This is a genomic window from Paramagnetospirillum caucaseum, assembly GCF_000342045.1.
Lineage (GTDB): Bacteria > Pseudomonadota > Alphaproteobacteria > Rhodospirillales > Magnetospirillaceae > Phaeospirillum > Phaeospirillum caucaseum.
On record NZ_AONQ01000039.1, the window covers coordinates 34,528 to 43,309 of the forward strand.

Sequence of the window (8,782 nt, forward strand, 5' to 3'; positions counted from 1 at the left end):
CGGGAATAAATCTGAATAAACCTGGCATGAACGGCCTCATGCTGTAGTTTTCATCAACAAAAGCTGCCGTCATCCCATGCTATTTGCAACTTAAACAAGTTTCATACGGCCGTTAGCAGCCTCCTATCGGAGGCTGCTAACTTAACTATTTCCTCTTTCAGTAATCAGGCGGCCCGGCGCCCGCGCAGAGCCTCGAGATGGGCAAGGACGGCGGAGGCAGTTTCCGGATGGGCCAGGGCGGCGTCGATGATCGCCGCCACATAGCCGGCCTTGTTGCCGCAGTCGTAGCGGGTGCCGACGAAACGGGCGCCGTGCAGCGGCACGCGGTCCAGGGTCCGCGCGATGGCGTCGGTCAGCTGGATCTCGCCGCCGGCTCCCGTCTCACGGCGCTCCAGGGCGTCGAACACGCCGGAATCCAGCACATAGCGGCCGATCACCGACAGGGTGGAGGGCGCCTCGGAGGGCCTGGGCTTTTCCACCAGGCCGCGGGCGCGGGCCAGCCGCCCCTTCTCCTCGATGACGTCGAGGATGCCGTAGCGGTCCACCTGATCGGCGGGAACGTTCTCCACGGCGATGACGTGGCCGCCTGTCTGGTTCCACACCTCCACCAGTTGCTTCAGACAGCCGGGCTTGCCGAGGATCAGGTCGTCGGGCAGCAGCACGGCGAAGGGCTCGTCGCCGATCACCGGACGGGCGCACAGCACGGCATGGCCGAGGCCCAGCGGCGCCGGCTGGCGCACGGTGGTGATGGTCACGCCCCGGGGGCAGGTGCCGCGCGCGATCTCCAGCAGCCCGGCCTTGCCCTTGGCCTCCAGCGAACGCTCCAGCTCGGCGTTGCGGTCGAAATGGTCGGCCAGCATCTCCTTGCCCCGGGCGGTGACCAGGACGATCTCGGTGATGCCGGCCTCGGCGGCTTCCTCCACCGCGTACTGGATCAGCGGCTTGTCCACCACCGGCAGCAATTCCTTGGGCAGCACCTTGGTGGCGGGCAGGACGCGGGTACCCATGCCGGCGACGGGCAGAACGGCTTTACGGATCATTGGGGATGTCTCTCGAAAGAGCGGTTGCGATGGAGAGGATCATCGCCCGCCATTCAGGCAGAGTTTTGTCCTGATTGCGGCGGAATCAGGGCATGTCGACCAACGTCAGCAGGCGCCCGAGGCTCTTGTCCTCCAATCCCAGCGCCTCCAGCTGGGCGATGGTGTTGGCCAGATAGTCCCGGCACGGCCCCGCCGCGCCGCGGCCCTGGCGGATCAGGGCGGCCAGATGCTCCGGGGCGGCATCGGCCAGGTATTGCGGATGGCCGCGCCGGGCGATGAAGGCCCAGGCCGCCACCCGCCGCCCGTCGTCCAGGGTCACGGGGACGAAGCGCGGCACGTAGACTCCGGTGGGCATCTCGCGGCGGTAGACCTGCTCCATCACTGCCGGCACAAGGGGGGCCGCCACCCGGAAGACCCGCCCCCGGCACGATCCCCCCCGGTCGAGGCCCATCACCAGCCCGGGGCGCTCGGGTGTGCCGCGCCATTGGTACGACAGGATGCACATGGCGCGGTGATAGCCGGCCAGCCGGGCGGTGCGGGCCTCCTCGTGGCGGAAATCCGGATTCCACATCAGCGAGCCGTAGGCGAACACCCACAGGTCGGTGCCTTGCCTCCAACCCGCCGTCGGGTTAGAGGTGGTATCTCCTTCCGGAGTGGCGATGCCCATGCCCATGCGTTTCCGTCTTGCCGCCCTCGCCGCCGCCGCCCTGATCCTGGCCGGCTGCGGCGCCTATACCGCCTATTGGTTCCATGTGGCGGGGCAGTTGCGCAAGGGGGTCGAGGATTTCGCCGCCGCCCGCCGCGCCGACGGCTGGCGCCTGGACTTCGCCCCGCCGGTACCGTTCGGCTTTCCCGGTGCCATCGGCCTCGACCTGGGCGCCTTCGTCCTGGCCACGCCCTCGGGCCTCGAATGGCAGAGCGACGGTGTGCGCCTGCTGGTTCCCGGCTTCGACCCGCTGGGCCCCACCCTGGAATTGGGCACCCGCCATGCCATCGCCCTGGGCGACGGATGGCGGGGTGTGGTCACCGCCGCCGGGGCCTCGGTGCGCCTTCGGGTGGACGGCGACGGCGACCTGCACGCCTTCAGCTTCGAGGCCGGCCGGCCGCTGCTGGAGCAGCCGGGCCAAGGGCCGCTGTCGGCGGAGCGGCTGGCCGTCGCCTATCAATGGCTCAATCCCCCCGATCCCGGCCACGAGAAGCCCTCGGCCGACTTCACCCTCGATGCCAGGGGCGTCGAGATGAGCCTGCCCGCCGGCCTGAATCTCAACCGCCGCCTCGACGGCGTGCGGGTAGAAGGCCGCGTCATGGGCACCATCCCCGAGACGGCGCCGCTCTCCGCCCTGGCCGCCTGGAGCAATGCCGGCGGCACCGTGGAGCTGGACAAGGTGGCGGTGGAGTGGGCGCCGCTGAGCCTGGAGGGCGACGGCACCCTGGCCTTCGACCCCGCGCTGCAGCCGCTGGTCGCCACCACGGCGCGCATCCGCGGCTGGAACGAGATGATCGGCCGCCTGAAGGAGGCCGGGCTGATGGAGCCGGGCATGGCCTCGGCCGCCGAAATGCTGCTGGCCATCCTGGCCCGGCCCGATCCCCAGGGCCGCCCGACCCTGACCCTGTCCATAACCCTGCAGGACGGCGTTCTTTCCGCCGGGCAGGTCAAGCTGCTGCGGCTGCCGCCCCTGCCCATCACGCCCCCCGGTCCCGGAGCCCCGCCATCATGAGCAACCTGCCCGTCCAGCCGTTCCAGCCGCCGCTACGCCTCCTGATGGGGCCCGGCCCCTCGGACGTCCATCCCCGCGTACTGGCCGCCCAGGCCCGGCCCACCATCGGCCATCTCGATCCCGCCTTCGTCGGCATGATGGACGAGGTCAAGGGCCTGCTGCAGGCCGCCTTCCGTACCGCCAACGAAATGACCTTCGCCGTGTCAGGCCCCGGCTCGGCCGGCATGGAGGCCTGCTTCGTCAACCTGATCGAGCCGGGCGATACCGTGGTGGTCTGCGTCAACGGCGTGTTCGGCGGCCGCATGAAGGAGAACGTCGAGCGCTGCGGCGCGCGCGCGGTGGTGGTCGAGGATGCCTGGGGCACCCCCGTCGACCCGGGCAAGGTGGAGGCGGCCTTGACGGCCCATCCCGGCGCCAAGGTCCTGGCCTTCGTCCATGCCGAGACCTCGACAGGCGTGGAATCCGACGCCGCCGCCCTGTGCGCCCTGGCCCGCGCCCATGGGGCGCTGGCCATCGTCGACACCGTCACCTCCCTGGGCGGCATTCCGGTGCTGGTGGATCAATGGGGGGCCGACGCCGTCTATTCCGGCAGCCAGAAATGCCTGTCGGCCCCGCCCGGCCTGTCGCCGGTCACCGTCTCGTCCCGTGCCGTGGACGCCTTGAAATCCCGCAAGACCAAGGTGCAGAGCTGGTTCCTCGACCTCACCCTGCTCACCGCCTATTGGGGCGGCGGGGCCCAGTTGGTTCGCCAACCGGCGAACCAACAAACAAGTGGTGGGATTTCGGCGGGTTCAAAGAACCCGCCGGGGCGCACCTACCACCACACCGCGCCGGTCAATGCCCTCTACGGCCTGCACGAATCCCTGGTCATGCTGCACGAGGAGGGGCTGGAAGCCTCGTGGGCGCGGCACCGCGCCATGCACGCGGCGCTGAAGGCCGGGCTGGAGGCCATGGGACTCGGCCTGCTGGTGGCCGAGGCGTCCCGCCTGCCCCAGCTCAACGCCGTCACCGTGCCCGAGGGCGTCGACGAGGCGGCGGTGCGCAGCCAGTTGCTGGCCCGCTTCGGCCTGGAGATCGGCGCCGGCCTCGGCGCCCTGGCCGGCAAGGTCTGGCGCATCGGCCTGATGGGCCAGAGCGCCACGCCCCGGCATGTCATGGCCTGTCTTGGTGCGCTCGAGAGCGTGCTGGGGGCCAAGGTGCCCCAGGGCGCCGGTCCGGCGGCGGCGTCACGGGTGCTGTTCGGGTAAGACAACACCGGGGCGACGCCCCGCCCCCCACCGGGAGGCATGCCTCCCGGACCCACCCTTTGATTTTCAAAAAGAAGGAGGGTCGGAGGTGTCCTCCGAGCGGGTCTGGGCGGTAGCCCATTCGCGCAGCGAAGCCAATTCCCGCACCGCGGCCCACACGGCATCGGTGGAAATTTCGGCGACGCAGGGGAAGGTGTCCTGAGTGCTGGCGCGCTTATGGCAGCGCCACAGGCAGTGGTAGCACTCCATGGGGGCGTTGAGGAAGCGGGCCCGGGGCGGGCGGATTTCCTCGGGATAGGGCACGAAGCAGCCGAAATGGCCGCCGCCGGCCAGCAGCACGGTGGGAGCGCCGACCCCTATGGCCAGATGGCCGGGGCCGGAATCGTTGCCGACCACGCAGGCGGCGTGCTTCATCACGTCGACGGTCTGGCCCAGCTTGAGGCTGCCGATGGCGTCGATCAGGCCGGGATGGCCGAGCGCGGCCAAAGCGGGTTTGGCGTAGGCCTCCTGCTTCCCGCCGACGAACACCACCCGCAGCCCGGACTCCAGGGCACGTTTCGCTACGGCAATGAAATTCTCCAGGGGCCAGCGCCGCCCGGGTTCGTTGGAGCCGATGAACATCACCACGTAAGGCGCGCCCTCGGGCAGGTCCGGCTTGCGGTCGGGCCAGGGAATGGCGGGCGGCTCGGGCTTCATGCGGGTGCCCGCCAGGGCCTGCAGGAAGGTGAAGTGCCTGAGGCCCTCGTGGGTGGGATAGGGGCCGGTGTCGATCACCCGCGTCGCCTTGGCCAGGTACCAGGCATATTCCGCCTTGGTGCGCTCGGTGATGAAGGGGGTGCAGACGATGCGCTCCGGCGCCCGGCTGGCCCAGACCAGGGTATCGGCGGTCAGCGTCTTCCTCATGAACATGTCGCACAGCGCGGCCTTAAAGCCCTGGCGGCGGATCCACAGGGCAATCTTCAGGCGGTAGAGCCACTTCTTCTCGAAGGCGTGCTCGTCGATGGTGACCACCCGGAAACCATCGAACACTTCCCCGATCACCGCCTTCCACGAATGGCAGCCCAGTACGGTGATCTCGGATTTCGCCAGGCCAAGCACCGTTGGGTAATGCTCCAGCGCGGCGCGGAACATCACCATGTCGCCGATGCCGTCCATGCGCACCACCACCGCGCCCCGGCGCACGCGGGGGACGGGCCACAGGGCGACGATGGCGTCGATGGGACGGAACATCCACCAGCGCCGGCGCATGCCGCGCGGAAACAGGGTCGACAGCAGGCTCATGGACTAGAAAACGCCCCGGGACACCGAATCACGGACGAAGGCCAGCACCTGATCGGTATCGATGGCGTTGACGCATTTGTACATGCCGTCTTCCAGCGGGAACTTGCAGCGGCCCAGGCAGCCCTGGCATTCCATGGGCACGTAGACGAACTGCACGTTGCCGGGCACCACCCGCTCGTCATAGGGCACGCCGGCCCCCACATAGGCGGCGCTGGCCATGCACAGGGTGGGAACCCCCAGCAGCACCGCCAGATGCAGGCCGGCGGTATCGACGCCGATGGCCAGCTTGGAGCCCAGCAGGGTCGAGGCCAGCCGGTCGAAGCCCGAGGTCTCCATCCTGACGTTGGGCTGGGTCAGCAGTGCCATGTATTCGGGGTTCTTGTCGAAATCGTTCTTGTGCCCGGCCACCAGCACCTGCCAGTTGGGCGGCACTAGGTCGGCCAGGTCCCGCCAGGTCTCGGCGGGCAGCATGCGCTGCTTCACCCCCGAGAAGGGCAGCAACACGATGGTCGGGGCGGACAGGGCCTCGGGATTGGGCAGCTGGCTGTCTTCCAGCAGGGCGAGGACCGGCGGCTGGCGGTCGTCCAGCACCTCGTCGGCGAAGCGCGACCAGCGGACGATCTTGTCCTGGCGCACCGGCCCGGAATCGAACAGCAGGTCGAAGACCTTCTCGCTCTCCTCCAGGCGCTGGTGGAAGTTGCGCTTGAAGGGCGGCGGCACCATGCCCGCCGTCCCCGCCGGGTCGGCGGTGATGATCAGCGCCTCGTCCTGGTCGTGCTCGCGCACATAGTCCAGCGAGACGATCAGCCGGTAATGCTGGGCGAACAGGTCCTTGAAGCTGCTCCAGCGGTATTCCAGCTCGTCCAGGCGGCGGAAATCGATGCGGCGCAGCTTGAGCGTGCGGGGGAACAGGAAGGCCATGCCGGCGGCGTCGGAGCGGCACAGCAGGGTGACGCTCTCGTCCAGCTTGGCCAAGCGCATGAAGCGGGGCAGCACGGCGGACAGGAACACCATCTCGGCCGGCCCGCGCGAGCTGACCAGCAAAACGCCCTCGGCCCGCTTCCGGCGCTTCTTATACCGGAGCAGGAGCCTCAGGACCGGATCGAGCAGGGCGGCAATCTTCATGAACCTCCCTCCACCATCCTGGCAATGTCCGACAAAATCGCGTCGGAGTCGAGAGCCGCCACGCAGGGAAACATGGAATTCACCGGGTTCAGGCGGCAATCGCCCAGGCAGCCGGCGCAATCCATGGGATGAACCAACACCTTCAGGTTGCTCGGACCGACCGCGTCGGCGTAGGGCACGATCTCGCCGACGAAGCCGGCCGAGGCCAGGCACAGGGTGGGCACCCCCAGCGCGGCGGCCAGATGCATGCAGGCGGTGTCCACCGAGACCACCAGCCGGGCGCCGCGCAGGATGCCGGCCAGTTCCGCGAAGGGGGCGGGCTCGAACGAGACGTTGGGCAGCTCCAGCAGGGGCCGGTAATCGGGATTTTTGTCCAGGTCGCCGGGATGGCCGGCGATGCGCATCCGCCATTCCGGCGGCAGGGCGGCGGCGATGCGGGCGTAGAGTTCGGGCGGGCTCTGCTTCTGCCTGACCGCCGAGAACGGCTGGACGATCACCGTGGGCTCGGGCAGCTCCACCCGGGCCGGCATCTGCTCCGGAGCCAGCGCCACGCGGGGCGGCGGCTGGATTCTACCGGTCAGTTCGGAAGCGAAACGGGACCAGCGCACCACCTTGTCCTGCAGCGCCGCGCCCGAATCCACCAGCCGTCCCCAGCGCCCGGCATTGGCGTCGAGGCGGTTCTGGTACTTGGCCCAGGGCCGGGCGCGCATGGCGGCGGTCTCGGGCGCGTCGCAGGCGAAGGCCAGGGCCTCGTCCAGGTCGGGATGGCGCTTGAAGTCGGTGGAGACCACCAGACGGTAATGGGCGCGGTAAAGATCGTCGAAGGTGGCGCCGCGATAGGCCGGATCCTTGCCCAGCCGGCCGAAATCCACCTTGAACACCGCGACTCCCGGCGGAAATAGAAAGGCCATCTTGGCCCCGTCGGCGCGCAGCAGCACGGTGACCGTCTCGCCCGGCCGCGCCAGCTCGAGGAAGCGCGGCAACACCAGGGCGAACAGCACGGTGTCGCCCAGCCCGCCCGACGACAGCAGCAGCACGCCCGCCGCCTCGCCCGGCCTTGGCGGCCGGGGCCGCAGGCGGCGCATTGTGTCGGAGATCAGGCGCTTCAGCTTCAAGGCGCCGTCACCTCAATAGGGAGCGTAGGACTTTTCCTCGATCAGCGCCGAGCCCAGCAGGTCATTGACCTTGCGCTTGACCGCCGCCCGCTCGTCGTTGGTGAAGTACACGGCGCGGGCCAGTTCGACGAATTTCGGCCCGAAATCCTTGGCGCGCTCGCAGTCGCGGATGTCGTCCTCGATCACCCACAGCGTCTCGTTGATGGCCTTGAGCTCGGCCGACAGCGCCGCCAGACCGGCATGGCCGGGGAATTCGCGCTCACGCACCAGGACCAGCTCGTCCAGTTCCTTGGTGACGTTGGCGATCTTGCCGGCGTCGGACAGACGCTCGGCCTTGATCTCGAGAATGGTGATCTTGTCGATAATCTCGCCCCACGACACGGGCACCAGAACGGACATGACGGACCTATGCTTGCCGGAAACCGTGCCGGTCTTAGCAGATTTCGCGGCCTGGGACCAAAACCCAATTGGACCGCCGAACCAAGGATATCAAATTTCCGCACACGGGTTCGGCGGCAAGCGCCGGTCGGCTTCGCCGACAAATTTCAATGATACGCGCCTGCGCGCGTGCGCGCGCCGCAGCTTATGCCGCGGACCAAAGGGAACGCGTAGCGGACAAAGCCAAGCGAAGCGCCCGGCGACCGAGGGCAATACGGCGAGCCATCGCCGGTATCAGCGCATCTCGATCCTGACCAGTCCGGGCAGGTCGGCGTAATCCACCAGGATGCGCTTGACCCGCTCCTGCCACAGCTCGGCGAAACGGGCGTGATCCTCGGGGTCGCGGCTGCCGCCCAGCACGCGCTGCAGGCGGTCGCGCATCTCGGGGTCGGCGGGCACCAGTTCGGGATGATAGCTGGCCACCGCCGTCTGGCCGTCGTCCAGGCGACGCAGCGCCAGCTCGGCCCCGATATTGGCGGAAAAACGCTGCAGGTCGTTGCGGCCGAAGCGCCCGGCCAGCCCCTTGAACCCGCCCGGCCCGGCGGCGCCGGTGATCAGGCCGGCCACGCCGGCCATCACGCCGGTAACGCCTTCGTCCTGGGCATCGTCCATCAGCACCTGGACGGCGCCGCGCTCGGGCATGCCGTCGGGCCACAGGGCGCGCAGGGCCTTGATGGTCATCAGCCAGGCTCCGGCCACGGTGGGGCAGGAATGGCCGGCCAGACGCACCGCGTCCTCGTAGCGATAGGTGATCATGCCGTCGGCGGGGGCGCCCAGGAAGGCGGCCAGGGGGTCCTTGAGGGTGATGGCGGGGGCGT

At 68.9% G+C, this 8,782-nt stretch carries 9 protein-coding genes; 2 read left to right on the top strand and 7 right to left on the bottom strand.

Annotated elements, in window-relative coordinates:
• Positions 1–164: 164 nt before the first annotated feature.
• Together galU and H261_RS14330 are read right to left on the bottom strand one after the other, a co-directional pair.
• Positions 165–1,040 carry a UTP--glucose-1-phosphate uridylyltransferase GalU gene (galU, locus tag H261_RS14325; protein WP_008618808.1) on the bottom strand — a complete coding sequence of 292 codons (876 nt, stop codon included), beginning with the start codon at positions 1,038–1,040 and terminating at the stop codon, positions 165–167.
• A gap of 85 nt (positions 1,041–1,125) precedes the next feature.
• A complete protein-coding gene (locus H261_RS14330) occupies positions 1,126–1,707 on the bottom strand; it encodes a gamma-glutamylcyclotransferase (RefSeq protein ID WP_081608957.1) in 582 nt (193 codons plus the stop codon).
• Here H261_RS14330 and H261_RS14335 point away from each other — a divergent pair.
• Both H261_RS14335 and H261_RS14340 read left to right on the top strand, forming a co-directional pair.
• Positions 1,706–2,758: a DUF2125 domain-containing protein gene (locus H261_RS14335; protein ID WP_152426882.1), complete on the top strand. Its 1,053-nt coding sequence runs from the start codon at positions 1,706–1,708 to the stop codon at positions 2,756–2,758. The two genes, H261_RS14330 and H261_RS14335, sit on opposite strands and share 2 nt — an antisense overlap.
• On the top strand, positions 2,755–4,005 hold the full coding sequence (locus H261_RS14340) for a pyridoxal-phosphate-dependent aminotransferase family protein (protein ID WP_008618811.1): 1,251 nt from the start codon (positions 2,755–2,757) through the stop codon (positions 4,003–4,005). Before H261_RS14335 ends, H261_RS14340 begins: the two co-directional genes overlap by 4 nt.
• A 66-nt stretch (positions 4,006–4,071) precedes the next feature.
• Here H261_RS14340 and H261_RS14345 read toward each other — a convergent pair whose 3' ends face one another.
• The 5 genes from H261_RS14345 to H261_RS14365 form a co-directional block, all read right to left on the bottom strand.
• On the bottom strand, positions 4,072–5,286 hold the full coding sequence (locus H261_RS14345) for a glycosyltransferase family 9 protein (RefSeq protein ID WP_008618812.1): 1,215 nt from the start codon (positions 5,284–5,286) through the stop codon (positions 4,072–4,074).
• A 3-nt stretch (positions 5,287–5,289) separates the two neighbouring features.
• Positions 5,290–6,411: a glycosyltransferase family 9 protein gene (locus tag H261_RS14350; protein ID WP_008618813.1), complete on the bottom strand. Its 1,122-nt coding sequence runs from the start codon at positions 6,409–6,411 to the stop codon at positions 5,290–5,292.
• Positions 6,408–7,526, bottom strand: a complete 1,119-nt coding sequence (locus tag H261_RS14355; RefSeq protein WP_008618814.1) for a glycosyltransferase family 9 protein — start codon at positions 7,524–7,526, stop codon at positions 6,408–6,410. Before H261_RS14355 ends, H261_RS14350 begins: the two co-directional genes overlap by 4 nt.
• A 12-nt stretch (positions 7,527–7,538) precedes the next feature.
• Positions 7,539–7,925 (bottom strand): DUF6165 family protein, encoded by a 387-nt coding sequence (locus H261_RS14360; RefSeq protein WP_008618815.1) that lies wholly within the window; start codon positions 7,923–7,925, stop codon positions 7,539–7,541.
• A 273-nt stretch (positions 7,926–8,198) separates the two neighbouring features.
• A partial coding sequence (locus H261_RS14365; RefSeq protein ID WP_008618816.1) for a hypothetical protein occupies positions 8,199–8,782 on the bottom strand: 584 nt, incomplete at its 5' end.

Bases quoted from the DNA above. Each gene is read 5' to 3' on its own strand.
- H261_RS14335 (WP_152426882.1), top strand. From the start codon at position 1,706: ATGCCCATGCGTTTCCGTCTTGCCGCCCTCGCCGCCGCCGCCCTGATC.
- H261_RS14340 (WP_008618811.1), top strand. From the start codon at position 2,755: ATGAGCAACCTGCCCGTCCAGCCGTTCCAGCCGCCGCTACGCCTCCTG.
- H261_RS14360 (WP_008618815.1), bottom strand. From the start codon at position 7,925: ATGTCCGTTCTGGTGCCCGTGTCGTGGGGCGAGATTATCGACAAGATC.
- H261_RS14330 (WP_081608957.1), bottom strand. From the start codon at position 1,707: ATGGGCATCGCCACTCCGGAAGGAGATACCACCTCTAACCCGACGGCG.
- galU (WP_008618808.1), bottom strand. From the start codon at position 1,040: ATGATCCGTAAAGCCGTTCTGCCCGTCGCCGGCATGGGTACCCGCGTC.
- H261_RS14345 (WP_008618812.1), bottom strand. From the start codon at position 5,286: ATGAGCCTGCTGTCGACCCTGTTTCCGCGCGGCATGCGCCGGCGCTGG.
- H261_RS14350 (WP_008618813.1), bottom strand. From the start codon at position 6,411: ATGAAGATTGCCGCCCTGCTCGATCCGGTCCTGAGGCTCCTGCTCCGG.